This is a genomic window from Pseudomonas sp. D1-1, assembly GCF_051132225.1.
Classification (GTDB): Bacteria; Pseudomonadota; Gammaproteobacteria; order Pseudomonadales; family Pseudomonadaceae; genus Aquipseudomonas.
In genome coordinates this window covers 3,369,807-3,393,527 of record NZ_CP071676.1, presented here as the reverse complement: position 1 = coordinate 3,393,527, position 23,721 = coordinate 3,369,807, and the positions used below count along the sequence as shown (strand labels likewise).

The 23,721-nt window shown below is 59.3% G+C and carries 24 protein-coding genes, 3 tRNA genes and 3 pseudogenes; 13 read left to right on the top strand and 17 right to left on the bottom strand.

All coding sequences use genetic code 11. The features are described 5' to 3' along the window. Positions 1-23: 23 nt before the first annotated feature. Together J3P86_RS15220 and J3P86_RS15215 are read right to left on the bottom strand one after the other, a co-directional pair. Complete coding sequence (locus J3P86_RS15220; protein WP_434698332.1) at positions 24-1,196, bottom strand: zinc-dependent alcohol dehydrogenase; 1,173 nt, start codon at positions 1,194-1,196, stop codon at positions 24-26. Continuing rightward, entirely contained in the window at positions 1,196-2,035 is an 840-nt protein-coding gene (locus tag J3P86_RS15215) for an SRPBCC family protein (RefSeq protein ID WP_434698331.1), read from the bottom strand. The genes J3P86_RS15220 and J3P86_RS15215 overlap by 1 nt, the downstream gene beginning before the upstream one ends. Positions 2,036-2,375: 340 nt before the next feature. Between J3P86_RS15215 and J3P86_RS15210 the strand changes: the two genes are divergently transcribed. The 6 genes and pseudogenes from J3P86_RS15210 (at position 2,376) to J3P86_RS15185 (ending at position 5,573) form a co-directional block, all read left to right on the top strand. Then, positions 2,376-2,449: transfer RNA gene (locus J3P86_RS15210), tRNA-Cys, on the top strand. A 194-nt stretch (positions 2,450-2,643) separates the two neighbouring features. Next, positions 2,644-2,730 (top strand) — tRNA-Leu (locus J3P86_RS15205). Positions 2,731-2,891: 161 nt separating this feature from the next. Further along, positions 2,892-3,379: pseudogene (locus J3P86_RS15200) on the top strand (integrase family protein); the annotation flags it as partial. Positions 3,380-3,947: 568 nt separating this feature from the next. Beyond that, a pseudogene (locus tag J3P86_RS15195) lies at positions 3,948-4,373 on the top strand (cell wall hydrolase). Between the two features lie 122 nt (positions 4,374-4,495). Then, positions 4,496-5,056 (top strand): acyltransferase family protein, encoded by a 561-nt coding sequence (locus tag J3P86_RS15190; RefSeq protein ID WP_434698330.1) that lies wholly within the window; start codon positions 4,496-4,498, stop codon positions 5,054-5,056. Beyond that, a complete protein-coding gene (locus J3P86_RS15185) occupies positions 5,040-5,573 on the top strand; it encodes an acyltransferase family protein (protein ID WP_434698329.1) in 534 nt (177 codons plus the stop codon). Before J3P86_RS15190 ends, J3P86_RS15185 begins: the two co-directional genes overlap by 17 nt. On the opposite strand, the pseudogene J3P86_RS15180 reads toward J3P86_RS15185, so the two are convergent. Next, positions 5,562-6,254 (bottom strand): annotated as a pseudogene (locus tag J3P86_RS15180) (SOS response-associated peptidase family protein). The gene J3P86_RS15185 and the pseudogene J3P86_RS15180 overlap by 12 nt on opposite strands. A gap of 17 nt (positions 6,255-6,271) precedes the next feature. Continuing rightward, positions 6,272-6,652 carry a hypothetical protein gene (locus J3P86_RS15175; protein WP_434698328.1) on the bottom strand — a complete coding sequence of 127 codons (381 nt, stop codon included), beginning with the start codon at positions 6,650-6,652 and terminating at the stop codon, positions 6,272-6,274. Positions 6,653-7,255: 603 nt separating this feature from the next. Between J3P86_RS15175 and J3P86_RS15170 the strand changes: the two genes are divergently transcribed. Continuing rightward, on the top strand, positions 7,256-7,471 hold the full coding sequence (locus tag J3P86_RS15170) for a hypothetical protein (protein ID WP_434698327.1): 216 nt from the start codon (positions 7,256-7,258) through the stop codon (positions 7,469-7,471). Positions 7,472-7,521: 50 nt separating this feature from the next. On the opposite strand, the gene J3P86_RS15165 is transcribed toward J3P86_RS15170, so the two are convergent. Next, a complete protein-coding gene (locus J3P86_RS15165; protein WP_434697535.1) occupies positions 7,522-7,884 on the bottom strand; it encodes an NUDIX hydrolase in 363 nt (120 codons plus the stop codon). A 258-nt stretch (positions 7,885-8,142) separates the two neighbouring features. Between J3P86_RS15165 and J3P86_RS15160 the strand changes: the two genes are divergently transcribed. After that, positions 8,143-8,328: a hypothetical protein gene (locus J3P86_RS15160; protein ID WP_434630485.1), complete on the top strand. Its 186-nt coding sequence runs from the start codon at positions 8,143-8,145 to the stop codon at positions 8,326-8,328. A gap of 93 nt (positions 8,329-8,421) precedes the next feature. Further along, positions 8,422-8,649 carry a PLD nuclease N-terminal domain-containing protein gene (locus J3P86_RS15155; RefSeq protein WP_434601000.1) on the top strand — a complete coding sequence of 76 codons (228 nt, stop codon included), beginning with the start codon at positions 8,422-8,424 and terminating at the stop codon, positions 8,647-8,649. Between the two features lie 25 nt (positions 8,650-8,674). Here J3P86_RS15155 and J3P86_RS15150 read toward each other — a convergent pair whose 3' ends face one another. The 3 genes from J3P86_RS15150 to J3P86_RS15140 form a co-directional block, all read right to left on the bottom strand. Continuing rightward, positions 8,675-9,100, bottom strand: a complete 426-nt coding sequence (locus J3P86_RS15150) for a hypothetical protein (RefSeq protein WP_434630487.1) — start codon at positions 9,098-9,100, stop codon at positions 8,675-8,677. Between the two features lie 118 nt (positions 9,101-9,218). After that, positions 9,219-9,449 carry a hypothetical protein gene (locus tag J3P86_RS15145; RefSeq protein ID WP_305500600.1) on the bottom strand — a complete coding sequence of 77 codons (231 nt, stop codon included), beginning with the start codon at positions 9,447-9,449 and terminating at the stop codon, positions 9,219-9,221. A 153-nt stretch (positions 9,450-9,602) separates the two neighbouring features. Beyond that, positions 9,603-9,857, bottom strand: coding sequence for a DUF6555 family protein (locus tag J3P86_RS15140; protein WP_305500602.1), 255 nt, complete (start codon positions 9,855-9,857; stop codon positions 9,603-9,605). A gap of 237 nt (positions 9,858-10,094) precedes the next feature. Here J3P86_RS15140 and J3P86_RS15135 point away from each other — a divergent pair, with 237 nt between their 5' ends. Continuing rightward, positions 10,095-10,994, top strand: a complete 900-nt coding sequence (locus J3P86_RS15135) for a polysaccharide deacetylase family protein (protein ID WP_434698326.1) — start codon at positions 10,095-10,097, stop codon at positions 10,992-10,994. A 102-nt stretch (positions 10,995-11,096) separates the two neighbouring features. Beyond that, positions 11,097-11,288, top strand: coding sequence for a DUF2188 domain-containing protein (locus tag J3P86_RS15130; protein ID WP_434630493.1), 192 nt, complete (start codon positions 11,097-11,099; stop codon positions 11,286-11,288). A 58-nt stretch (positions 11,289-11,346) separates the two neighbouring features. Here the strand turns inward: J3P86_RS15130 and J3P86_RS15125 are convergent, their stop codons facing one another. From J3P86_RS15125 to J3P86_RS15115, 3 genes are all read right to left on the bottom strand, one after another. After that, complete coding sequence (locus tag J3P86_RS15125) at positions 11,347-13,173, bottom strand: DAHL domain-containing protein (RefSeq protein ID WP_434698325.1); 1,827 nt, start codon at positions 13,171-13,173, stop codon at positions 11,347-11,349. 134 nt (positions 13,174-13,307) lie between these two features. Beyond that, the gene (locus J3P86_RS15120; RefSeq protein WP_305501228.1) at positions 13,308-14,165 is read right to left on the bottom strand and encodes an SPFH domain-containing protein; all 858 of its coding nucleotides are present in this window, start codon (positions 14,163-14,165) and stop codon (positions 13,308-13,310) included. Positions 14,166-14,287: 122 nt separating this feature from the next. After that, a tRNA-Ser gene (locus tag J3P86_RS15115) sits at positions 14,288-14,375 on the bottom strand. A gap of 124 nt (positions 14,376-14,499) precedes the next feature. Here J3P86_RS15115 and J3P86_RS15110 point away from each other — a divergent pair. Continuing rightward, positions 14,500-15,171, top strand: a complete 672-nt coding sequence (locus tag J3P86_RS15110) for a Bax inhibitor-1/YccA family protein (protein WP_434630496.1) — start codon at positions 14,500-14,502, stop codon at positions 15,169-15,171. 213 nt (positions 15,172-15,384) lie between these two features. Here J3P86_RS15110 and J3P86_RS15105 read toward each other — a convergent pair whose 3' ends face one another. Continuing rightward, a complete protein-coding gene (locus J3P86_RS15105) occupies positions 15,385-15,822 on the bottom strand; it encodes an Lrp/AsnC family transcriptional regulator (RefSeq protein ID WP_434600994.1) in 438 nt (145 codons plus the stop codon). A gap of 133 nt (positions 15,823-15,955) precedes the next feature. Here J3P86_RS15105 and J3P86_RS15100 point away from each other — a divergent pair, with 133 nt between their 5' ends. Continuing rightward, positions 15,956-16,849 (top strand): DMT family transporter, encoded by an 894-nt coding sequence (locus J3P86_RS15100; protein ID WP_434698324.1) that lies wholly within the window; start codon positions 15,956-15,958, stop codon positions 16,847-16,849. A gap of 13 nt (positions 16,850-16,862) precedes the next feature. On the opposite strand, the gene J3P86_RS15095 is transcribed toward J3P86_RS15100, so the two are convergent. From J3P86_RS15095 to J3P86_RS15075, 5 genes are all read right to left on the bottom strand, one after another. After that, positions 16,863-18,488 (bottom strand): NADP-dependent glyceraldehyde-3-phosphate dehydrogenase, encoded by a 1,626-nt coding sequence (locus J3P86_RS15095; protein ID WP_434698323.1) that lies wholly within the window; start codon positions 18,486-18,488, stop codon positions 16,863-16,865. 195 nt (positions 18,489-18,683) lie between these two features. Next, positions 18,684-19,586 carry an autotransporter domain-containing protein gene (locus J3P86_RS15090; protein ID WP_434698322.1) on the bottom strand — a complete coding sequence of 301 codons (903 nt, stop codon included), beginning with the start codon at positions 19,584-19,586 and terminating at the stop codon, positions 18,684-18,686. A gap of 292 nt (positions 19,587-19,878) precedes the next feature. After that, positions 19,879-22,302: an autotransporter outer membrane beta-barrel domain-containing protein gene (locus J3P86_RS15085; RefSeq protein WP_434698321.1), complete on the bottom strand. Its 2,424-nt coding sequence runs from the start codon at positions 22,300-22,302 to the stop codon at positions 19,879-19,881. Positions 22,303-22,467: 165 nt separating this feature from the next. Beyond that, positions 22,468-23,268 (bottom strand): endonuclease/exonuclease/phosphatase family protein, encoded by an 801-nt coding sequence (locus J3P86_RS15080; protein WP_434698320.1) that lies wholly within the window; start codon positions 23,266-23,268, stop codon positions 22,468-22,470. A 234-nt stretch (positions 23,269-23,502) separates the two neighbouring features. After that, complete coding sequence (locus tag J3P86_RS15075; RefSeq protein WP_434700698.1) at positions 23,503-23,697, bottom strand: nucleoid-structuring protein H-NS; 195 nt, start codon at positions 23,695-23,697, stop codon at positions 23,503-23,505. Positions 23,698-23,721: the final 24 nt, after the last annotated feature.

The window sequence follows — 23,721 nt, the reverse complement described above, 5'->3', positions numbered from 1 at the left end:
AGCAAGCTCCCTCGCCACGAGCTTCACTCCGGCCGAAATACCGCCCGCAGACAATCCTGGCGTTTTTCCTTGAACATCGCATAGCCGTCCACCGACTGCTCAAGCCCCATGGGATGGGTCAGCAGGTAGGAGGGGTCCAGCTCACCGTTCTGAATGTGTTCGAACAAGCGCTTCACGTAGCGCTGCCCCGGTTGCTGGCCGGAACGCAGGGTCAGGGATTTATTGACGATCGCGCCCATCGGGAATTTGTCCAGCAAGCCGCCATAGACCCCGACCACCGACACCGTCCCGCCTTTGCGGCAGGCGCGGATCGACTGGCGCAGCACGGTTCCGCGCTCGGTGTGCAGGCGCAGCATCTGCTTGGTCTTGTCGTAGAAATAATCGACTTCGGTGCCGTGGGCCTCCATGCCGACGCAATCGATGCAGCGATCCGGCCCACGGCCGCCGGTCAGCTCCAGCAAGGCGGCATGCACATCGGTGGTCTCGTAGTTGAGGGCGATGGCCCCGGCTTTTTCCTCGGCCAGGCGCAAGCGATCGGCAAAACGGTCGATGGCGATCACCCGTTCGGCGCCCAGCAGGTAGGCACTGGTGATTGCCATCAGCCCGACCCCGCCGCAGCCCCAGACCGCTACCGTATCGCCGCGCTGAATGTCGGCGTTGTCGGCGGCGAAATAGCCGGTGGGCACTGCGTCGGAGACAAACACTGCCTGCTCATCGCTGACGCCTTCGGGAATGCTGAACAGATTGACGTCGGCGTAGGGCACGCGGATATAGGTCGCATGACTGCCGGAATAACCGCCGAAGGCATGGCTGTAGCCGATGATGCCGCACGCCGGTTGGCCGTAGGCAATGTCTGTCGCCGTAGGGTTCGGATTGGAATTGTCACAGCAGGAAAAGTCCGAGCGCTGGCAGTGCTCGCATTCTCCACAGCCGACAATCGACACCGTGACAACCCGGTCGCCCTTTTTGAATTGCGTGACGGCCGAGCCGGTCTCCACCACCTCGCCCATGAATTCGTGGCCAATGATGTCACCGGCCTGCATGGTCGGCACGTAACCGCCCAGCAGGTGCAGATCCGAGCCGCACACCGAGGACAGGATCACCCGTACGATGGCGTCACGAGGGTTGAGGATGGACGGGTCGTCGACCGTCTCGACCTGAAGCTTGTTGGGGCCTTGCCAAGTCAATGCGCGCATCAGACGGTTCCTCCGTTGAGTTCGGGCTTGTCAGTGGATGAGTCATTGGCGGGTGCCTGGGTCGCGCTGTTGGCGGGGTGCACGAAGAGGAAGTCCTGCGTCTGCTCCGGGCGCATCCTGTTGGTGCTGACTTCTCCGGTTTCAAGCTGCTGCTTGATACTGCGCAGCACGTTCAACAAGGCTTTGTCCGAGAACCGGGAAATCGCCGCCGCCAGCGCGTAGCCAGCCGCGCCGAGCGGCGTCTGGCAAGCGACAATGACCTTGATCTGCGTACCGCGCCCGCCCGGAGCATCGCTGAAATGCATCTGGATATCGTGCTTGAATCGTGTGTCCGGCCCGGCGATCCAGTGCAGCTTGCGGTCTTCCTTGGGCTCGCACTGTTCGAGGTCGCAGTGCAACGTCTTGTCCATCGGGCCATGGGCGACCCAGCGATAAGTGCGTTCGCCGGTCTGCTCGATGGCGTCGATCCAAGGCATCAGCGCACCCAGATTGGCCGGGTCGCGACAGAACGCGAACACTTCCTCCCTGGGCTTGCCGACCGTGATGCTGCGGGAAATCACCTTGCTGCCGCCCCAGTCACGATCCTGTTCGAAGGTCTGCTCGAACGGACTATGAGTCAGCGCCCGCTTGACCCGGCACGTGCCGGAATAGGCACGCCAGGCAGCACACGCGCCAAGCAATACCTGCGGCCAGCCCTTGAGGCCGCCTTGGCGCAGGCCGTTGGCAATCAACAATGAACCGGCCGCCAGCGACATCAGGCGCTCCGGCTTGCCGAGATTGGGATGCGAAGGCGTGGGCACCGGAGCCCGGCTCGCCACCAGTTGTGGGCGTTCAGTCATGATGGTTCTCCTTTACTGATTCAAGGACGACATAACGAATGAACCGAGGGTAAAGGAGGTTGTTCCGTTTAAGTCGATGGTTTCCCGATGAGCAGGAGGACAAGGGTCCAGCTCGTTGCGCTACCCCGTGGAAAAGCCGCTTTGGCCTGGCCGTCAGGTAAATTTTTTTTGAAATCAAGGGGTTGTCAGCTTGGGCAAATGAGTACATAATTGCGCCCATCGAATGCATCGGAGCGTAAAAAACTTCAATGTTTTCAAGGAGATAGCGCGCTGTAAGCGAGCTTGGCTCCGATACAGTTTGTATGCGGTTGATGTGGTTGTAGTGCATCAGGCGTCTTGAGGCCGAATAGCAAAATGGTTATGCAGTGGATTGCAAATCCACCTACGCCGGTTCGATTCCGACTTCGGCCTCCACTTTTGAAAAGCTCTGTAGATTCTTGATCTACAGAGCTTTTTTATTTTCAGGTAAGGAAAGGTTTTGTCTTGGAAAAGGTCAATGCCAACCTTGCTTCACAGGGGAGGGATGTATATATTTCCCGCTCTGTTGCACCAGCCTGGATCCTGTCAGATGTACATTTGCCAGTTTCACACGGCTTGACCGCGCTACCGCCCGAATGGCGAAACTGGTAGACGCATGGGACTTAAAATCCCCCGCTCGTAAGGGCGTGCCGGTTCGATTCCGGCTTCGGGCACCATTTACGATTCTCAGGCTTTATCACCCATTCTCAAAAAACCCGGTATCCGCAATGGAGTCGGGTATTTTTGTTCTCGGCGGTTCTCGCTAATTATCACCACATCTCATTTTTTAGTACATCATTCAGTCCTTCCTCAGTTCGACTGACTTGGTGGTGTACTAATGCCCCTCACAGACACCGCTGTGCGCCAGGCCAAACCGGCCGACAAAGAATTTTCTATCGCCGACGGCGCCGGCCTTTCTCTATTCGTCGCCCCTAATGGCACGAAATCCTGGCACTTCCGGTTCTCATGGCATGGCAAGCAGCCGCGCATGTCACTTGGAACCTATCCAGAAATCTCCCTGAAAGAGGCTCGTGAGCAGCGGGATCATGCTCGTTCGCTTGTCGCGAAAGGAGTAGATCCTCTATCGCATCGCCGAAAAGAGAAGCAGGCCGCCGCCGATTCTTCCATAGCGCTATCAGGCTGTTACTGCTGACTGGTGTCCGTACGATCGAGTTGCGCAGCGCAACCATCGATCAATTCGACTTCGAAGCAGCGCTCTGGACGGTGCCAGCCGGCACCGTGAAGCAGTTGAAGAAGATGATTCGGGTGAAGGGGGAAGGGATTGTTCCGCCGTACCTGGTGCCGCTATCGCGGCAGACGGTCGAGGGAGACGTTCGAGTTGTAGGCAGCGTTTCGATTTCCGGAGGGCGATTGGTTGGCGGCAACACTGCACCTGTAGTTCATCGCGATACCGGATCCTCAAGTACCCCCGCCAGCGTTACAGCTACTGATCTGATGTCTTATACGATTTCTGCCGGAACTCTAAAAGTTGGGCAGAAAGTTAAGATTTTGGCCTACGGCACGTTTGCGGCGAACGCGAACAACAAAACGATCCGAATCTTTTTCGGCGCGCTGAATGCCGGGGGGTGGGCTGCCACCACTAACGGTGGTGCCTGGCGGATTGATGCAGAAATCGAGCTGATTTCGGCTGGTAATCAGGAATATATCCGCCGGTCCGATGTGCAGAGCGTCAGTAATTCCATCGCTACGGGGACCGGCACTGTAGATGAGGCCGCCGCGGTCATTGTTAGGGTCCAAGGCGAAATGGAGTGGCCAGCGCCGGGGACATCGTGTGTCAGCATTTCAGTGTTGAGCTGAGCCCCTCCTAACCAACTCACAACAGATTCGCCAGTAGACCGCCGCTGAGCGGTTTTTTTGCGCCCGGAGAAAAGATATGAATGCAACCGAGAAGGACCGCGACATTCTCGCCCGAACCCTGTGAGGCGAGGCTCGCGGGGAGGGCCTGGCCGGCCAGATCGCCGTGGGCTGCGTGATCCGCAACCGTGTGAACGATGGAAAGGAAAAGTCCTGGTGGGGCGAGGGGTACGCCGGCGTGTGCCTGAAGCCGTACCAGTTCAGCTGCTGGAACCAGAACGACTGGAACTATCCGTACCTGAGCGGGACCAAGCCAATTCCGCCGGCGCAGTTCGCCCAGGCGCTGCGGGCGGCCGATCTGGTGATCTCCGGCGCCCAGCCGGACATCACTCGCGGCGCGACCCACTACTACGCGACCACGATGCCGAAGCCCCCGGCCTGGTCCAAGGATGCGACCCAGACCTTCCGCCTGGGCAATCATATCTTTTTCAAGGACGTGCCGTAACGATTGAATTAAAGGAAGCTTGTCGGGGCCGAGTGGCCCCGATGCAGTTGGCTCGCACCAATGAATGGCTTTGCCGTAACCGGCCTATTCAGCGACAATTGCTTTTTTACAAGGAGGTTCGAATGGACCGTAACAGCAGTCTTGATTCATTGCGGTTCTTGGCGGCGCTGTGTGTCGCCGTGGCGCATTGCCTCACCGCCTTTTCGACGCAGCCATACCATGCCCAGACTTGGTCCATGATTGATTTTTCAAATGTCGAGGGTGTTTTAGCCAGGGCTATACAGCTCGTCTTCAATGCTCACTCGGCAGTTATTGTATTCTTTGTTTTGAGCGGATTCGTCTTAACCCTTTCGCTTAAGAGAATAACTTCCACGAACTATTTGGAAGAGTTTTCGGTTTTTGTAGTAAGGCGAATTTATAGAATATTCCCAGCGCTGATTTTCAGCCTAATTATTCTTGGATACATTATAAGCTACCCGTCTCAGAAGCTTGTCCAAAACATGCTGTTAATGGACACTTCTATCAATAGCGTTGCCTGGACATTAAAGGTAGAGCTGGCAGGGTGCGTGGTTGTCTTCGCGACGTTCATGGTCGGGAGAATTTTTAGGCCAGGCTTGATACTGGTTGGATTGATGTTGACTCGCCCTGTTCTTTGGTGGCTATTTGATGCCTGTTTACGCTAAATATTTACCCGCTTTTTTTGTGGGTAGCATTATAGCGAACTTTAGCAGGAGTGTAGCCGTTGGCCCTGTAGCTGCTTATTCGGCGTTGCTGGTAATGCTAGTTTCAGACATGCTGTTGGGGTATAAGACAGACTCGTCAATTATGCTCCAGACCGTATGTGCGGGCGCTTTGATTCTGAGCATTGGACGCTCTGATTCTATGCAATGGCTTAATCGCTCGGTTTTATCATTCCTTGGCAAGATATCCTTTTCGTTTTATTTAATGCACTTGGTTGGAATGATTCTGACTAGGCAACTTTGCGTTAAGCTTGGAATACCGCTTGGTCAGATGTCGATGATTGAAAACGCAATAGTCTACGCGGCGATCTCTGTACCCCTAACCATCGTTATATCGGTTGTCTCCTATCAATTTGTGGAGCTCCCCATGAATAAAGTTGGCGGATCTACAGCCGCATCCTTAAGGAAAGTTTTTACCCAGGGCGCTCTGTCTGGCGCCCCTAGAACATCAGAGAAGTGAGCCAGCGATAGGCCTGATGAGGTCCGGGCCCTGGTTGCGCACATTGCCGACGGCGCGATCCACCTTGAACCACTCGAAGGCCTCTGCCGGCTCGCCCTGGTGCAGGACCATTTGCTCGGCGCGTTCTTTTGGCGTGGCCGGGTCCAGCCATTCCCGGGCAAGCTCAGGCGTCAGCACCGCGGGCCGGCGGTCGTGGATGTCGACCATCCCGCCCGCGCTGTCGGCGGTGATGATGACGAAGCCGTCATGCTCGCCACGCTCACGGCCACCGGTGGGGAACTGGCCGATCGATGCGCAAAGGATCGGTGCCTGGTCCCGCCGGCGGATCAGGTAGGGCTGCTTCTTCGGCCCACCTTCGTCGACCCACTCGAACCAGTTGTTGATCGGCGTGATGGCGCGGTTCGGCCAGATCGGGCGATAGAACGGTCCGTGGGCCACTTTCTCTACCCGGGCATTGATCGGTGCGGCCCTGTCTTTGGCCCAGTATGGCCGCCATCCCCATCGCACCAGGTCAGTATGCAGCGTGTCGTCTTCCTGATGGAGCAAGGCGAGCTACTGCGCCGGTGCGCCGTTGTACCGATCCAAGGGCTGGTCACCAACGGTGTTGACCAGTGCGGTAGGCATGCTCAACACAGCCACGAAGTCGTGGATGCCGGTGTACTGCGAGAGTCGTCCGCACATGAAAAACCCTCATTTCGCTACTTTGGCTGGTTGTTGGTGATGATGTACTCGGGGAGGCTGTCACCCTCGTAGACCTTCAGTCGCCGGTACAGGTCGGCGATCAGCGCGGATCTTGCCATATAGTCGAAGTCCGACTTGTTCTTGAGTTCGCCATATAAAAGATGCTCTGAATTCCATCGCTCCCTTGCCCGCTTCAGCTCAGCCCGCAGCCTGGCGGACTCTTTGGCTTCTGCACCGTGCATTTCGATCAAGCCGAAAATGTCCTGACGGGCTTTGCGCAACTGGGTCGTGAGTTCCTGCACCTCGTTCTCGAGCATGAGGCAGGAGTGCTTGTACATTTCCAGGGGGGTTGGGGTGCCCAGCCAGTCGCTGGTGTCTTCTATTTCATACGGGTCCATGACCATGCCTTGATTGATACTGTTTTTATATACAGTAATCGAGGCGCTATGATCCGAGCGAGGGCGAGGCGACGAACTGTAACAGCAGGTGGTAAGGTGAGGCCTGCGAGTCGGTCAAATCGAGCCAGCGACAATCAATTAGTACACGGATCAGTACATCAGAATGGATTATCTTTAGAGGTAGCCAATAATCACTGGAGTTTTATCGTCAAGTTAGGTTCCGGCTTCGGGCATCATCCAAGATCAAGGGTTTGCGGGCGAAAGCTGAGGCAAGCCCTTTTTCGTTTCTGGGAACCGTAAAAACAGCCCGGCTGATCACCACAGACCCGTGGCGAGGGAGCTTGCTCCCGCTGGGCCGCGAAGCCGCCCCAAAACCTGCCAAGCACGGAGCGTCTGACACACCGCATCCGCTGGTTTACGACTGCTTCGCAGCCGAGCGGGAGCAAGCTCCCTCGCCACGGGGCTGTCGTTTCCATTGAGAGTGGGCAGCAACAGGCCGACCAGCCGTTTTTCATCCGCTCGTCGAGGCCATAGCACTTCCTGCCCGAGCAAACCCTCTCACAGGTAGGCGCAGATCCTGCGCTCCAGAACGGGAGACACATCATGGTAATCGACAATAACGGTCCGGAAGCGCCATACCCGGGACCCGATGAAAATACGCCGGAGACGGGCGAAGGTCATGATTCCGGTCTTGATCAAGCTGAGTCTGAACCAAAGCAGGGCACTGGCGAGAGGCCGGAAGACTGGAATCCGCCGCCGGGAAATCCCGGTTCCGACCAGGACGCCCAGACGAATCGTGAGAATGGCGGCGCGAAGTAGTTTTCGGCGCAGGTAAATGGCTCCCACAACCCGGCCGCTGTGCCGGGTTTTTACAACCTGCGCCGAAACGCCTCGAGTATTTCCCGCATGCCCTTTTTCATCTGCAATTGGGCGAGGGCATCCAAGGGATGCCACAGGCAGTCGCTGATTTCATTCTGCGGCCTGGCGTCCTTCGAGTCGTTGACCGAAGCCTCAAAGACGTGATGTTCGGTGTCGCCATCGCTGACCCGCATCAGGTAGAGCAGGTTTTCGGCGCTCAGTCCGGTTTCTTCCGCCAGTTCTCTCAAGGCAGCATCGGCATGCGTCTCGCCACGCTCGACGGTGCCGCCAGGCAAGGCCCAGCGGCTCTTGGGCTTACGAACCAGGAGGATGTGGCGGTCCTCTTCACAGATGACGGTCGCTCGAATTTTCATAACCTTGCCCACTCACCGACTGTCATTAAATTGCAATATAACTGCAATATTTGAGCCTTGCGTCATTCGCGCGTTCAAAATGTATTTCGGCTCATACCGCTGGGACCGTGGGCAGCCATGAAAGGCTGCGTTTATTTCACCAATGGCTGTCGGTGTTGCGCGGCATCGACCGGTCATCGCAAAAAATGAATCAGCGCCGGAAAAACGTATCAATGTTGGGTGGACGATCCGGTCCCGGTAATGGGGGAGCGAGAAGAGATGACCACCGTTGAAGACTTCAAAATCAAATCCCACGAACTTTTAGTCGAGCTCGACACAGCGACCTCAGAAATGATGGCGCTGATCTGTGTCCATCAAATGTCCGGGACTGCCTGGGATGAGGCCGTCCGACGCCAACATGAGGCCTATGAGCAATGGGTCGCCTATCTGAATGAACGCGCGTAGCTGCATCGCCTCTCGCCGCAGGTAACAGGCAGATTCTTTGAACGGTCCCGCAGCGGTCATGCCTAATCCATAGACTGACAAGAGGATAAGGCCATGTCTGAACTAGCCAGTTATTTCTGGATCGCGGTTGCGGTAATCGTGTTGCTGTTGGATCTGTGGGCGATCGTCAGCGTCTTTCGCAGCGACAAATCGGCCGGGACCAAGGCAGGCTGGGCATTGCTGCTGGTCATCCTGCCGGTGCTGGGCTTGATTATCTGGGGTGTGGCCGGGCCGCGAGGCATGAAGAATCCGCCTTCGTCGCCCGAGCACAGCAAGGGCTGACATCGGGACATGCGGGCCACCCCGGTCAACGGTTTTTCCATTGGCCGCCGGTGGTTTCGCAGTCCTTTTTCGCTTGCTGAAGCTGTTCTGCGCCGTAGTAGTACCGGGTGACCTGGGCATTGTCTGGAAGATTCGCCGAGCTGCCACTGCGGTCCTTGCTGGTGGAACGGGGGTTGGCCAGGGCCTCCTGGGTCAGCCTCGCCTGGCAGGTGGCTACATAACCCTCGGCGCAGCGTTCGACGGGTTTCTTCTCGGTGCTGAGCGTGCCCTTGCTTTCGTTACTGCACGACCAGCCGATGGCTTCGGCAGGAACACCCTTGTACTCATAGCAACTGCGGGTTTCGATTTCCGGCACCGCTTGGCTCTGGGACCGGGTGATGACGTCACAACCTTGCGCCAGGGCAGTCGCAGGGCTGGCACAGGCAATCAGAAGCAGGACCTTGGCATTCATGATGTTCTCCCTTTCAAGACGATTTTGCACCGATACCTAACGATATCGAGGCGCAAAAAACATGCTCGTTCCATTGTTTTTCAACCATGGAACGGGGGAGGCCTGCCTGGGGCGATGGCTAACGGAACTTGGGCAGCGGCGGTTCCGCGGGCTTCAATGAGGACAGCGCGCTCTGGATCGTGGGGGCGTCCTTCTCGATATCATTGAGTCGGTCGCGGATTCGTACGGCGGCGGGGTGCCCGCCCTGGTGGTCGACCCAGTCGGCAATTTCCTTGCAGGCGGCTGTCAGCCGCGCCTGGCGCGATTCCAGTAAGGTCAACAGGGTGGTGATGGACTCTTTTTCAGACATGTCACACCTCCGTTAAAGGTCAGGATGGGGCAGCACAAAACCCGCCAGTGACGGCGGGCCATGCTGCAGTTAAGCGTAGTTGAGATATTTCTGATCGGTCGATATCCGGCGTACGACTGGACAATCGGTACGCCGGACGTGTTCATGTCTGTTTCAGCCTGACTCCCTGACCCAGGACGGCGCGACGGAAGCTCGCCAGCGCACATCGGTAATGCCATATTTTTCCGCCATGGGTTTGGAGACCCGCTTGACTTTTTCCCTGCCGAATTTGGGTATACGTCCGACACCCGCATCGCAACTGGCCCAGTGCCAAGCTTCGGAGTTATTCATCACTTCTGCACGAATGATGAAAGACTTGGGCTCGCCATGGAGCACGTAGTCGATGATGTAAAGCGATGGACCGCCCATAAATCCTCCCTAATTGATCCTATACGGATGGATACGGAGGCGTTCGGAAAATTCCATCGAATTTCCGGACGGTCAAAATCGGGGCGGGCAGGGCTGCCGCGTGAGATGTATCACACACCGTGAATGAAGGCGCTTATGGTGAGGAACCAAACCCGGTTAACCTTCTCCAAGGTGGGCTTCAACACCGGTGCCAGGGATCGAAGGCGACGCAGGTTTGGCACTGAATAAAGGCAGGACATGAATAAGATCGCCAAGGCACTGCTTGTGGTGCTGCTTGCCAACGGCCTGTCGGGATGTATCGGCCCGCCCATCGAGCTGACCGCGCAAACCGAGCAACGCTTGCGCGTCCAGCCGCCGATCCGTTTCCTCCTGACATTCGATGACGGTCCCAGCGCCTCATCCTTCTGGAACCCGAGCCTGGACGTGCTCGACGCCCTTGCGGACAACCCGGTGCAGCCGGGAATCAAGGCGCTGTTTTTTGTCCAGACGCGAGCGCCACGGGCCGGTGGCAGCGACATCGGTCGCTCGGTGCTGCAGCGTGAGCAGCGCGAGGGGCATGTCCTGGGTTTTCACACGGCCACCCATTGGCACACCAACCATCGATCCCTCGATCCCGATGAGCTGGAGCTGTCGCTTACCCACGGTGCAGCCGACATCGCCGCGGTTACCGGGGCACCGCCGACCCTGGTCCGGCCGCCATTCTGGAGCTATGACCAGCGCACCTTCGCCGCCTACCAACGGCATGGCATGCATGTTTTGCTGACTGACCTGAGCGCCAACGATGGCAAGGTCTGGGGCATTACCCTGAGTCCTCGCCGGCGGATAAACCTGCTACGCCAGCTCTCGGAGGTGCGTGAGCGCATCGCCGCCGGGCAGTTGCCTGCGGTGGATGGAGTGATTCCGGTGGTAGTGACCTTCCACGACCTCAACCGCTATACCGCCCGTCATGCGCGGGAGTATCTGCAGATCCTGATCGACAGCGCCCAGGCCACCGGATTGAAGACCTACGCGAAACCTTTCTATGACGATCGTCAGGCGCTGGAGCGCGCAGCGATGGCCCGGACCCTGAAGGACGCCACCCAGCCGGTGCGCCTGCCCGGTCTGTGGGATTGGTTATGGAAGCGCGATCCTGACTGAGGGGCGTTGACGAGCCAGCGTGGCGACGCTCGGTTGGCCCTTATGGGCGCACCGGGAGTAAGGTAGGCGCGGTAACCCCGTTTTCTTGAGGAGGTGACGATCATGAGTACTGCGATGCTGACCAAAATGCACATCAACGGCTATGACGTGCTCAGCGTGAACAGCGGGCCCTGGAGGGTCTGCACCCAGGCGGACCGGTTGGGTTCCTTTGCTTCGCGCGAAGAGGCGTTGGCCTATGCCGCCGCGTTGCCCGCCCGGAAACGCCGCAGCGCTGCGTCCGCGAACGTCAGGTAAACAGACGCTCCGTTGACTTCGCGGCGGGAGTAGACGCTCGCCGCGAAGTCAACCTGTCTCAGGAAAATGCCAGTTCCAACGGGATTTCCAAAGTGAACAGGGCGCCTTGCCCCGGTCCGTCGCTTTGAACCTGCAGGCGACCGTTCATCTCCACCGCCGCCAGGGCACAGCTGTGCAGGCCAAAACCGTGGCCATCCTTGCGGGTGGTGAATCCGTGGTTGAAGATCCTCGCCTGATTTTCAGGCGCGATCCCTTCGCCACGATCCCTGACGCTGACGCAGAGCGTTGTCTGATCGACGATGCGGACCCCCAGGGTCATTTCCCTTGGCGGCTCGACGTTGGACATGGCGGCCTTGGCATTGCTGATCAGATTGATCAGGATCAGCAGCAGGCGATGCTTGTCGCCCATGATCATCGGAATGTCCTGATAATCCTTGATCACGGTGACCTGGTGTCGGCTGAGCGCCCCCGAATTCATGCGCAATGCATCTTCGAACAGGTCGGCCACATTCAGCGGCTCGATCAGCCGCGCAGCCCCGGCATAGGTCTGCTGAGTCGTGACGATCTCCTTGATGTGGTCGATGCTTTTGGTCAGTTGCGCGAGTTCTTCAATCAGCAACCCCTGTTCGGTGGCGATGGAATCCACCAGTTCATTGAAATACCGGGGCAACAACTTGCCTTTTTCATCCTCGGTGATGAACTGACCCAGGTCCGTGGCATGTTCATTCATCATCCTTACCGCTTTGCCCAGCCCTTGCGTCTTGCTGTTCTTCAACTTGCGCGTCACCAGCTCCGCTGAGATGTTGACGCTGTTGAGGACATTGCCAACATTGTGTAACACGTTCGTGGCGATCTCGGCCATGCCTGCCATGCGCGCGGCGTCCACCAGCTCACGCTCGGCCTCCTTCAACTCGCGCGTACGCTCCTCCACGCGTTGCTCCAGCTTGTCGTTGGACGTTTGCAGCTCATGGTTGATCTGGTTGATGAGCGAAGAACTGCGCACCAGCCGTACGGCGAGGTAGATCATCAAGAGCGCCATCAGACTGGCGCAGACGGCCAGGTACATATGATATTTGCGATCGATCGCGGCCGTCCTGCGCTGCGTTTCGTTGAGCAGCTCGTTGATGCTGTCCAGTTCCTGGGCGACGGGGATGACGCTGATGCGATCCAGCAGATCGTTGACTACTGGCTGTTCCTGGATGACGGTCTTGACGTGCCGGGTCAGTGAGGTGAAAGCCGGCCGATAGGACGAGGGCAACTGGTCGATCCGATGTTCGAGTTCGCTTAGCTGTTCTTGCAGTTCGCTGGCTTTGTCCGAGGTGACATAAAGCGCGTATTCCAGTGTGGTCAGCGCCAGGTCGAGAACGCTGGAGGCTGCCGTCAGCCGAGCGATTTCTCCGTCATCCTTCATCTGTTGCAGCAGCGTCTGAATTTCATCCTCTACCGTCGGAAGTGCATCCAGGGAGGCGCGCAGATTGGCATTGTGCTGCTCGAACTGTTCCACCAACAGGGTCTTGTTCCTGACCGCGTCCATGTAACCGTTGCGTCTCGACGCCCAAAGTGCAGCCAGTGGACCGGAACTGTTCAGTTGCTCCAATTGCTCCCATCGGCTATGCGCGTCGGCTGGCGGAGCGAGTGACAGGTTGTTGCTGACGCCTATTTTTTTCCTGAGAATCTTCACGTTCCAGTTGGCGTCGGCTTGTTTGAGCTGACGGATGAAGTCGCGTGACTCGAAGAAGGTCGCGGTGTCGCCCGTGTAGGACTTGATCAGGAAGAATATCAGGGCTGAAAACACAACCAGCGCAGTGGCCAACAGGGCGGGCCATTTGTATTTCTTGATAAGGGAGACGGGGTGTTTCGTCGAGCTGCTTTGGCCTGGGTACACGTAGAGCTCCCTGCTAACGTTCAAACGTCGGATGCGTCAGTGAGCAAAGTGTAGCGTCAACGAGGCGGACGGATGTGCTCCGGGCACACTGTGCTGCGAGGAGGCGCGGCCAGGACTGGCCGCGCCGAGGGGCATTACTTGTTGAGATCGATGAAGGGCAGCGCGGTGTTGGGCAGCATGGTGGTGGGCAGCTCGCCGTTCCAACGCTCGGCCTTGGTCAGCTCAACCAGGTTCTGGTTGCTGGCCAGCGCCTGGGCGCGCGCCTTGATCGCCTCGGCTTCAGCCTTGCCGCGCAGCTCGGTGGCCAGCGCGTCGGCCTTGGCCTGGGCAACTTGCGAATCGGCTTCCGCCTGGGCCTGGGTCACCCGAATCTGAGCCTGCACCTGCTCGGTGGCGAGCTGCTGCTCACGAGTCTTGACCTGCACTTCAGCGGCCATGCGCGCTTCGATGGCTTTTTCGTAGGCGTCGCTGAAATCGATGTTTTCAACCTGGACGCTGTCGATGATCACCGGCCCGGTGATAGTTGCCTTGATCGCCGCCGAAATATCATTGACCAGTTGCACGCGGTTCTGCACGGCGGCGACGGCGTTGAACTTGCCGAACACGTTTTCCACCTGAGTCGGCACCTGGCGGCTGATCATCCGGTCGCGAATGCCTTCCAGGTCCTTGAACTGGGTATAGACCTTCGCTACATCGGAAGGCGCGATATGCCAGGACACGGACACCTTGAGCTCGGCTGATTGCTGGTCCTTGCTGTACGCCTGCAGGTCGTCATAGGACGTCACCTGGCTCTGTGTGCTGATCAGGCGGACCGACTCGATGAAAGGCGTCTTGAACGACAGGCCCGGCTCAACCACCCCAACCAGGGCGCCGTTGCGCAAAAGCACGCCACGCTCGGTTTCATCCACCGTGTACCAGCTGCCAAAGAACACGCATAACAGGACCACGCCGATAATTGCCGCGACGATCGAACCGATGGTTTTGCTGGTCACTTTACTTTCCTTGAGTGGGGTAGGGGATGGCATGCACTGTTTCCTTTGTGAAGACCGTCACTGTTTTTTCAAACGCCAGACACGAAAAAGCCCTGAATGATCAGGGCTTTAACGTTAGAAGATGGCGGAGGCGATGGGATTCGAACTCATGGACCTGTTACAGTCGACGGTTTTCAAGACCGTTGCCTTAAACCACTCGGCCACACCTCCGTACTGCGTTGCGGGCGCCATAATACCCGAATGAAACACACTGTCAAACTCTCTACGTAGCTTGTTACAGAGCGTCTGTTATTATCCTTGCCACTGAATGTTTCAAAACCGGAGGAGTGTCGCCATGCGCGAACAGGATTACGCAGTGAACAACAGCGTGCAGGCTGAGCAGCTAGAGGTTAGCCGCGTCCTGCGCAACACTTATGGCCTGCTGGCACTCACGCTCGCTTTCAGCGGTGTGATGGCCTTCGTCGCACAACAGATGCGTGTCGGCTACCCGAACATCTTTGTCGTGCTGATCGGTTTCTACGGCCTTTTCTTCCTCACCAACAAGCTCCGCGATTCGGCCTGGGGCCTGGTTTCTGCCTTCGCCCTGACCGGTTTCATGGGCTTTTTGCTCGGCCCGATCCTCAACCGCTACCTGGGCATGCAGGGCGGCGCCGAAGTGGTCAGCTCGGCTTTCGCCATGACGGCGTTGGTGTTCGGTGGCCTGTCGGCCTACGTGCTGATCTCGCGTAAGGACATGAGCTTCCTGAGCGGTTTCATCACCGCCGGTTTCTTCGTGTTGCTGGGTGCGGTAGTGGCCAGCTTCTTCTTCCAGATCAGCGGCCTGCAACTGGCGATCAGCGCCGGCTTCGTGCTGTTCTCGTCGGTCTGCATCCTCTACCAGACCAGCGCCATCATCCATGGCGGCGAGCGCAACTACATCATGGCGACCGTCAGCCTGTATGTATCGATCTACAACCTGTTCGTCAGCCTGCTGCAACTGTTCGGGTTGATGAGCCGCGACGACTGATAGGGCGGTGACGGCTGTCATGGCCTGAGCTGTTCAAGTAAAAAACGGCGCTTTCCCGAAAGGGAAGGCGCCGTTTTTTTGTACTCGGATACCGGCCCCTGTGGGAGCGAGCCTGCTCGCGAAGAGGCCAGCACATCCAACATCTTCATCGACTGTGATATTGCTTTCGCGAGCAGGCTCGCTCCCACAGAAATGCGGTCACTTCAAAAGCCCTCACTCCATCGGCGGCAAACGCCGCTTGACCGGTGTCTTCTTGACGATCGCCGTATTGGTTTCGGCAAGCACATTCAACTTGTCCAGCAGCACATCCAACTGCTCCATCGAGCGCACGTGCAGTCGCGCAATGAAACAGTCTTCCCCAGTCACCTTGTCACATTCGGTGAATTCGCCGATGGCCTGGATCTGCCGCTCCACTTCCTGCAACTGCCCCGGTAACGGACGGATGCGCACGATGGCCTGAAGTTGATAACCAAAGCACTTCGGATCGACCTCGACGGTGTAGCCCTTGAGCACGCCACGTTCCTCCAGCCGGCGCAGGCGTTCGGCAACGCTGGGGGATGAAAGGCCGCTCAGGCTCGCCAGGGCCTTCAGGGAACGTCGTGAGTCTTCCATCAAGGCGCTGATGAGGATCTGGTCGATGTCGTCAGTCATTTTCGCTCCGTTAGGCAAATGCTCGAAGTTGCCTTGATAAAAAAGGTCGAAAGCCAGTCTAGCCTTTTTCAAACCATGGAGAAGCACCCAGGCGGGTCGGCATACTGTGTCCATTCACTGAAGGAGCCTGAAGATGGACAAGACCCTACGCCGCGGTTCGCTCGAAATGACCGCCGCCATGCTGATTTCCGGAACCATCGGCTGGTTCGTGCTGGTGTCCGGCCTGCCGGTGCTGGATGTGGTGTTTTGGCGCTGCGTGTTTGGCGCCGGCACGTTGTTGCTGATCTGCGCCGGTTTCGGTTTCCTGCGCCGGGATATCCTGACTCGCACGACCTTCCTGCTGGCGGTGCTCAGTGGTGTTGCGATCGTCGGTAACTGGGTGTTGTTGTTCGCTTCATACTCCCGCGCTTCGATCGCCATCGGCACCGCGGTGTACAACGTCCAGCCCTTCATGCTGGTGGGGCTGGCCGCGCTGTTCCTGGGAGAGAAGATCACTGCGCAGAAGCTGTTCTGGCTGGCGGTGTCGTTTCTCGGGATGCTGGCCATCGTCAGCGCCCACGGCGAGCAGGGGCAGGGAGGCGAGGATTATCTGGTGGGTATCGCCCTGGCGCTGGGGGCGGCATTCCTGTACGCCGTTGCGGCGTTGATCATCAAGCGCCTGACCGGCACGCCGCCGCACTTGATCGCCTTGATCCAGGTCGCCACCGGCATCCTCTTGTTGGCACCATGGGCGAATTTCTCGGCCTTGCCGCAGCAACCCGAGGCCTGGGCCAGCCTGCTGACGCTCGGCATGATTCATACCGGCGTGATGTACGTACTGCTGTACAGCGCGATCCAACGCTTGCCGACTGCCGTGACGGGCGCTCTATCCTTTATTTACCCGATCGCGGCGATCCTGGTTGACTGGTTTGCCTTCGGCCATCGCCTCGAGCCGCTGCAATGGCTGGGTGTGGCGGCGATCCTGCTGGCGGCTGCAGGCATGCAACAGGGCTGGGGCATCAAGTCGCGCCGCCCAGCCCTGAGCTGAGGGTCGGTGCTGATCAGAAGATGTAATCGGTGGTCAGGAAGTTCGAATCCCGCTCACGAATGATGTCGCTGATCAGCGCCTTGTTGCTGTCCTGGAACTTGGTCGCAACCAGTGTGCGGATCGAAAAGGTCCGCAGTGCGTCGTGAACCGACAATGTGCCCTCGGCGGAGTTTTTCCGGCCATTGAACGGGAAGGTGTCCGGGCCACGCTGGCATTGGGCGTTGATATTGATGCGTCCGACCTGATTGGCGAAGGTGTCCACCAGCCTGCCGACTTCGGCCGGGTGGGTGCCGAAAATGCTCAGTTGCTGGCCAAAGTCGGACTCGAGGACGTAATCGATCACGGTATTGACGTCGCGGTACGGCACGATGGGCACGACCGGGCCGAACTGTTCTTCGTGATAGACCCGCATGGCGGTATTTACTGGATAGAGTACCGCCGGGTAGAAAAACGAAGCCCGGGATTCGCCGCCGTGCTGGTTCATGACGCCGGCACCCTTGGCGATCGCATCGGCTACCAGCGAATGCAGGTAATCGACCTTGCCCGCTTCGGGCAATGGCGTCAGTGCGACGCCGTCTTCCCATGGCATGCCGGGTTTCAGCGCAGCAAGCTTTGCGTTGAATTTCTCGATGAACGCCGGAGCGATGTCTTCGTGGACGAAGAGGATCTTCAACGCGGTGCAGCGTTGGCCGTTGAAAGACAGCGAACCGGTCAGCGCCTCGCTGACGGCATTGTCCAGGTCGACGTCGGGCAGCACCAGGCCAGGATTCTTCGCGTCCAGCCCCAGCGCGGCACGCAGGCGATGCGGGCGCGGATGGAGTTTCTTCAGGTCGCTGGCGGCCTTGTTGGTGCCGATGAAGGCGAATATGTCGATCTTGCCGCTGGCCATCAGGGCGCTGACGGTTTCCCGGCCGCTGCCGTAGATCACGTTGATCACGCCGGCGGGGAAGCTGTCGCGAAAGGCTTCCAGCAGCGGCCGTACCAGCAGTACGCCGAGCTTGGCCGGCTTGAACACCACCGTGTTGCCCATGATCAGCGCCGGAATCAGCGTGGTGAAGGTTTCGTTCAGCGGATAGTTATAAGGGCCCATGCACAGGGCCACGCCCAATGGCACGCGACGGATCTGTCCGAGGGTGTCCTGTTCCAGCTCGAAGCGGCTGGATCGACGGTCCAGTTCCTTGAGGGCATTGATGGTATCGACGATGTAGTCGCAGGTGCGGTCGAATTCCTTCTGGGAATCCTTGAGGTTCTTGCCGATCTCCCACATCAGCAGCTTGACCACCGCCTCACGCTGCTCGCGCATCCGCGCCAAAAAAGTCTCGACATGACGGATGCGTTCAGCGACGCGCATGGTTGGCCATTGGCCCTGGCCGCGATCATAGGCCCGGACGGCAGCGTCAAGGGCCGTGAGGGCGGTCTCGGCATCCAGCAGTGGCGTGCTGCCGAGAATGACCTGTTCATCGCCATCGGCGCCGGCCAGGTATACCGGGCTGCGCACCGTGGCGAGCGGACCCTGCCAGGTCTTCAGGACGCCATCGACCAGGTATTCGCGCTGCTCCACCTGGCCTTCGAGGCGGTAGGCTGGCGGGATGTCGGCGGCACCGGGGAACAGATTGGCGAGGAAGTTGGCTGTGGTCATGTCGTTACTCCATCAATGAAATGAGCCATGGGCTGCGGCAGGCATGAATCGCTTTTAGCGTTATACGCCTTAATGGAGGTGTTTTTTAAGTGTGCCGGGACGCGAGGCCATGCCATTCACTCCGCCGAGCGCAATGCCCGCGTGGCGAAGATGCCGGTTTCTCGCCACGAGGGAGCGGCTTTGAACGGCGAGCACTTACCAGCGCATCCGCACGCCGAGGCTGGCAATGACGCCATTGAGGTCGTTGTCGTCGACGTCGCTGCTGTAGTCAGCGCTGACATAAAGGCTTACCACCGGCGTAACCCGGGCCACCAGCCCCAGGCCCACCTCAACGGTAGAAGCCTTGCGGCTGCTGCTGATTTTTTCGACCTTGTCCAGGCTCAGGGTGTCGGCGCTCAGGACCGTGTGCCACAGGTTCGTGCGCACGTAAGGCTCCACGCCCAGGCCGTTGACCTGGTACGTACCTCTGAGTTGGGCGCCGACGCGGCCGCTCCAGCTGTTGAGTTTGTTGTTGTTGCCATTGCCGGCATTCGGTGTGTCGAGTGTGATGCGCTGGTTGATCAGTTGGGCCTGGGGTTCGACGATCCAGTTATCGCTGATGCCGATGGGAAATCCGCCCTCGACCGACAGCGTGACGGCGTTGCCCTCGGTGGCCTGGCGCTGGCCTTGTTCGGTCAGGCTGTAACCATTGACGCGTCCGCCGCTCGCGCTCAAATCCAGGTGCCAGCCTGCCGGACCGGTCAGGCTCCAGTAGGCGCCGAGGCTGGGGCCCTGCAGGTTCAGCGCATCCTTGCCGGGATCGCTCATGGCCGGTGTAACCAGCAGTCCGCCATGGTTGGAAGTGATCTGGTGAAAAGCGCTGATCAAACCCATCCGTTGGGTGTGACCGCTGTCGTTTCGCAGGGTAAGCAGGGCGGGGCTCCTGCCCGTTACGGCGTCGTTGTCCGTCTGGCCGTCGGCTGGCATTCGGTCATACCAAAGGGAAGCCGGCCGCCCGGCGGGCTCGGCCTGGAGCTCCATGGAGGAGCACAGCAATAACGAAGTGGAGACGGTGCAGAGGGTAGCTTGAAGGGCTTGGGGGCGCTGGGACGTTTTCATGGGGGCCTGCCTTGCAATCGCATGTATCTCTCGCTCAGGGCGTCTCTCCTACCCCGAATGAGGGGCGACCGAATGGGTTGGGGCAAGCCTCGGGCAGCCCGTCGTAACGGGGTTCCAGAGGCCTGCCCCTGACTGTGTTTCCGGGGGTAGTACGTTGTAGTCAAGAGGACTGATGCGGGTGCGTCAAGAAAATGGCCGACCAGTGGCACGCTGAAATCAGTGGTCAGTAAATGGCTGATTACAGTTGGTTATTTTTGACTCTTATCAGGCGTCAATTAGTCGCCATCCTCGATCACCAACTGATTCGCACACCGACATTTCCGGCCACGCTGCGTTGCTGGTTGCTGTCGAGGTTATTGCCGTAGTCCACTCCGGCATAGGCGCTGACCGCAGGCGCAAGGCTGACGATGACGCCCGCGCCCAGGTCGGCGGTTGAGCTGCGTTGTTGGGTCTCGATCCGTTGGGCGTCGTCGAATGTCACCGTGTCGGTGCCAGAGAACGTGTGCCAGACATTGGCCCGCAGGTACGGCTCCACCGGCGTGTCGCTGATCAGGTAGCGACCCTTGAGACGGGCACCGAGCCGGCCGGTCCAGGCGCTGTCGGAATCGAATTCGACTCTGGAAATCCCATCATCCTGGGTGTCCAGGGAGATCTTCTGATGGATGATCTGTGCCTGTGGCTCGACGACCCAGCCACTGCCCACGGCAAATGGGTAGCCAGCTTCCGCCGAAAGGGTCAGCGCATGCCCGCGATTATCCAGCTTGAGGCCGCGCTCGGAGCGGTTGTCCCCATTCAGCCGGGTGCCCATGACCACCGTGTCGATGTAACCACCGGAGGGAGCGGTCAGCGTCCAGTACAAGCCATAACTGTCGCCGTCGAGTTCAACCTTGCCGGCGCGCCGCCCTTCGAACCCCAGGTTGTAGCCGTCGACGTTGCCGTTCAATTCGCTATGGCCAACGAAAAAACCGATGCGCTGGGTCTGGCCGTCGAAGACCGGCGCGCTGTAAAGGTCGTTGCCCACCTGGAAGCCCTTGATGGAGCCGTCGAACCTCGGTGTCACCGTGCCGGCCCAAGTCTGATCGAGGTCCTTGCCGTAGACTCGGCCCCAACCGGCCCCGAAGGCGCCGGTTTCCGTCAGCAGGCGTTGGTCGCCCTGGCGATCATGGAACGTGCCCAGGGCCATCAGGGTCAGTTGGGCGGCGACGGGAGGCAACGCCGACCAGACGGGTACTTCCGGACGGTACAGCGCAATGGGCGCTGCGCCCGGCACGGCGACGGGCAAGGCCGGCAGCGTGGGGCTGGCCACGGCGATCGGACCGGCGACCACGGTCGAGCGCAGATACCAGCTGTTTTCATTACCGGTCACGCCGCCCTTGAACAAACGGTAATCAAACGCGCCGGCCGACACCGAACGCGCCAGTGAAAAAGCCCCGCTGTCGCTGACGGCGCCGCCCTGAGCCTGGACCAGCTCGATGCCGTCGCGGGCAGTCAAGGCACCTGCACCGCCGATGTTCGTGATGGTGATGGCCGTGCTGCCGCCGAGCGTGCCGGCGTTGACTATCAGCTTGTCGCTCGGCGAGTCGTCTGCACCGAGCAGCGTTTGCAGGCGCAACTGGCCGCCATTGCCCACGTAGTTGCCTTGTACGGTAAGGGTGTCGCTGGTGTGGGTGTTGCCTGCGCCGAGGTCGATGGTTCCGGCATTTTCAAGCGTCGCCATCTGGCCAGCAGTGAACGGGCGAATGCTGCCCTGGCTGGCCGTCAACAGGCTGCTTGCGTCGATGTTCAGCGTGCCGGTGCCGGTGATACCGTCGCCCAAGACCAGCGTGTCGCCCAAGTCCAGGCGGGAGCCTTGGGTGAGGCTGACCGATTCCCAGTTGAGGTAACGGGCGCCATCGCCGGTCGTGCTGGCCACAAAAGCCAGTGTGTCCTGGCCCAACCCCCCATCCAGGCTGGGTGTGGTGGCGAGCAGGGTTTTATCCAGGTTGCTCAACAGCGCCGTGTCGTTGCCTTCGCCCATCAGGATGGCGGAACGGATGAGGCCGCCGCTCCACTGCAACTGGTCATTACCGAAACTGGCTCGAACCTCGCCGACGATCTCGCCCCCGCTCACGGCAATACGGTCGTCACCGCCACTGACACTGACGTTTCCGCCGATGCGTCCCGCGCTAACGATAATGGTATCCCGACCAAAGCCGGTCACCAGATTGCCAAGAATCTGCCCACCTGACATGTCGAAAATATTATCGTCGAGTTTCATGTCGACCCGGCCGATGGTGCCGCCGGTCATTGTCGCCTGGTCTCCGTCTTCGAACGCGCCGACGATGGTGCCGCCGGTCATCAGGAACGTATCGAGCCCATCGCCCTGGGCCAGTGACTGGATGCTGCCGCCGCGCATGACAAAATCATCGGTGCCCGAGCCTTGTCGTACGTCGCCTGCCACGATGCCGTCGGGATTGATCTCGACGTAATCGGCTCCGGCGCCGAAGGTGACGTCTCCCTGGATCACACCGCTGCCATGGGCCGGCATCGTCAGGCGGTTATCTCCCGACAGGTCGCTCAATCCAGGGCTGGTGCCGCTGTCGCAGACATAGCTGTCATTGCCTGCCGTCGGCGTCAGGGTGCATGCCGCCATGGCGGGCGATGCGTCCAGCAACAGCGGTGTAGTCAGCCACAAGGCATTGAACAGCCGGTTGACGCCATGATTGCGCAAGTTCATCCGCTTTCCCTCAGCATCGGCATCCGTGGCATGCCGCAATCCAGCCTCGGTTGCTCTACAGAAGGCTCACGGGCCTGGCAACGCTTGCTGTATATGGGGCACGCTAACAACGGATGATGAGGGTCGCTACTGTCAGATCTTACAGGTCAGCGATGGTGACCGCGGCTACAGGTGCACCTCCACCGACAGCGGCAAATGGTCGCTCAGGTGTGTCCAAGGTCGGTTGCCGAGAATCTGCGGAGCATGGCTGGTGGCGTTGCGCAGATAGATGCGGTCCAGGCGCAGCAGGGGAAAACGCGCCGGATAGGTCCTGGCTGGGCGGCCATGGTGGTGTTCGAAGGCTTCGTGCAGGTAGCGGCGGCCGGCGAGGGTGGTGTTGCCGCGCAGCTGCCAGTCATTGAAATCCCCCGCAATGATGACGGGCGCGTTTTCGGGCAGCGAATCGAGTAGCTTGCAGAGCAATTGAAGCTGCAGTTGGCGATGGCTTTCGAGCAGGCTCAAGTGAACGCAGATCCCATGGACTTCGGCGTGCCCTGGCACGTCCAGTACACAGTGCAGCAACCCGCGCCGCTCCGGGCCGGTGATGGACACGTCGAGATTGCGGAACTGGCGGATTGGATATTTCGAGAGCAGGGCATTGCCATGGTGGCCGTCGGGGTAGACCGCGTTCCGGCCATAGGCGAAATCGCTCCACATGCTGTCGGCGAGGAACTCGTACTGCGAGGTCTGGGGCCAATTGTCATAGCGTGACGCGTGGCGGTCGTGTTCACCCAGCACTTCCTGGAGAAATACCAGGTCGGCCCCCGTGCTGCGTACCGCTTCGCGCAATTCGGGCAGGATGAAGCGGCGGTTGAGGGCGGTAAACCCCTTATGCGTATTGACCGTCAGGACCCGCAGCCGATGAACCGCCGCAGATGCATCCCCCGCCGCGGGTTGCTCGGCCTGCCAGTTGGAATCGCCAGTCACGTTCGCTCCTGAATCAGACATATGTGTTCATGCGACTGACGACGGCTGCGGCAGTTCCGGAATTGTTGAATGTGGAGTCCGCGCCATCCGGAGCACCCAGGCACAACACAAAATCCTGTGGGAGCGAGCCTGCTCGCGATGGCGGTGTTTCAGGCGACAGGGATGCTGAATGGACTGGCCTCTTCGCGAGCAGGCTCGCTCCCACAGTGGAGCTGCGCCATCCGGAGCACCGCTTTAGACCTTGATCTTGATCTTGATCTTGATCTTGATCTTGATCTTGACCTTGATCTGGGACGCCCCGTTAACCACGCTGGCCGAACGCAGGCATTGCGCAGTGGGCATCCCGGCATGGATGCCGGGATAGCCGCGCTGGGCCAGGGACGGCCCTTCGCGGCGGGCCCACGGAGCAATGCCGGAGTGAGGGCACACCGAGCCCAGGCGAGGTGCCGAGTG

Bases quoted from the DNA above. Each gene is read 5' to 3' on its own strand.
- J3P86_RS15185 (WP_434698329.1), top strand. From the start codon at position 5,040: ATGCCTGTTTACGCTAAATATTTACCCGCTTTTTTTGTGGGTAGCATT.
- J3P86_RS15165 (WP_434697535.1), bottom strand. From the start codon at position 7,884: ATGAAAATTCGAGCGACCGTCATCTGTGAAGAGGACCGCCACATCCTC.
- J3P86_RS15105 (WP_434600994.1), bottom strand. From the start codon at position 15,822: ATGACTGACGACATCGACCAGATCCTCATCAGCGCCTTGATGGAAGAC.
- J3P86_RS15145 (WP_305500600.1), bottom strand. From the start codon at position 9,449: ATGTCTGAAAAAGAGTCCATCACCACCCTGTTGACCTTACTGGAATCG.
- J3P86_RS15160 (WP_434630485.1), top strand. From the start codon at position 8,143: ATGACCACCGTTGAAGACTTCAAAATCAAATCCCACGAACTTTTAGTC.
- J3P86_RS15135 (WP_434698326.1), top strand. From the start codon at position 10,095: ATGAATAAGATCGCCAAGGCACTGCTTGTGGTGCTGCTTGCCAACGGC.
- J3P86_RS15090 (WP_434698322.1), bottom strand. From the start codon at position 19,586: ATGAAAACGTCCCAGCGCCCCCAAGCCCTTCAAGCTACCCTCTGCACC.
- J3P86_RS15220 (WP_434698332.1), bottom strand. From the start codon at position 1,196: ATGCGCGCATTGACTTGGCAAGGCCCCAACAAGCTTCAGGTCGAGACG.
- J3P86_RS15155 (WP_434601000.1), top strand. From the start codon at position 8,422: ATGTCTGAACTAGCCAGTTATTTCTGGATCGCGGTTGCGGTAATCGTG.
- J3P86_RS15110 (WP_434630496.1), top strand. From the start codon at position 14,500: ATGCGCGAACAGGATTACGCAGTGAACAACAGCGTGCAGGCTGAGCAG.
- J3P86_RS15215 (WP_434698331.1), bottom strand. From the start codon at position 2,035: ATGACTGAACGCCCACAACTGGTGGCGAGCCGGGCTCCGGTGCCCACG.
- J3P86_RS15150 (WP_434630487.1), bottom strand. From the start codon at position 9,100: ATGAATGCCAAGGTCCTGCTTCTGATTGCCTGTGCCAGCCCTGCGACT.
- J3P86_RS15190 (WP_434698330.1), top strand. From the start codon at position 4,496: ATGGACCGTAACAGCAGTCTTGATTCATTGCGGTTCTTGGCGGCGCTG.
- J3P86_RS15175 (WP_434698328.1), bottom strand. From the start codon at position 6,652: ATGGACCCGTATGAAATAGAAGACACCAGCGACTGGCTGGGCACCCCA.
- J3P86_RS15130 (WP_434630493.1), top strand. From the start codon at position 11,097: ATGAGTACTGCGATGCTGACCAAAATGCACATCAACGGCTATGACGTG.
- J3P86_RS15140 (WP_305500602.1), bottom strand. From the start codon at position 9,857: ATGGGCGGTCCATCGCTTTACATCATCGACTACGTGCTCCATGGCGAG.
- J3P86_RS15085 (WP_434698321.1), bottom strand. From the start codon at position 22,302: ATGAACTTGCGCAATCATGGCGTCAACCGGCTGTTCAATGCCTTGTGG.
- J3P86_RS15095 (WP_434698323.1), bottom strand. From the start codon at position 18,488: ATGACCACAGCCAACTTCCTCGCCAATCTGTTCCCCGGTGCCGCCGAC.
- J3P86_RS15170 (WP_434698327.1), top strand. From the start codon at position 7,256: ATGGTAATCGACAATAACGGTCCGGAAGCGCCATACCCGGGACCCGAT.
- J3P86_RS15100 (WP_434698324.1), top strand. From the start codon at position 15,956: ATGGACAAGACCCTACGCCGCGGTTCGCTCGAAATGACCGCCGCCATG.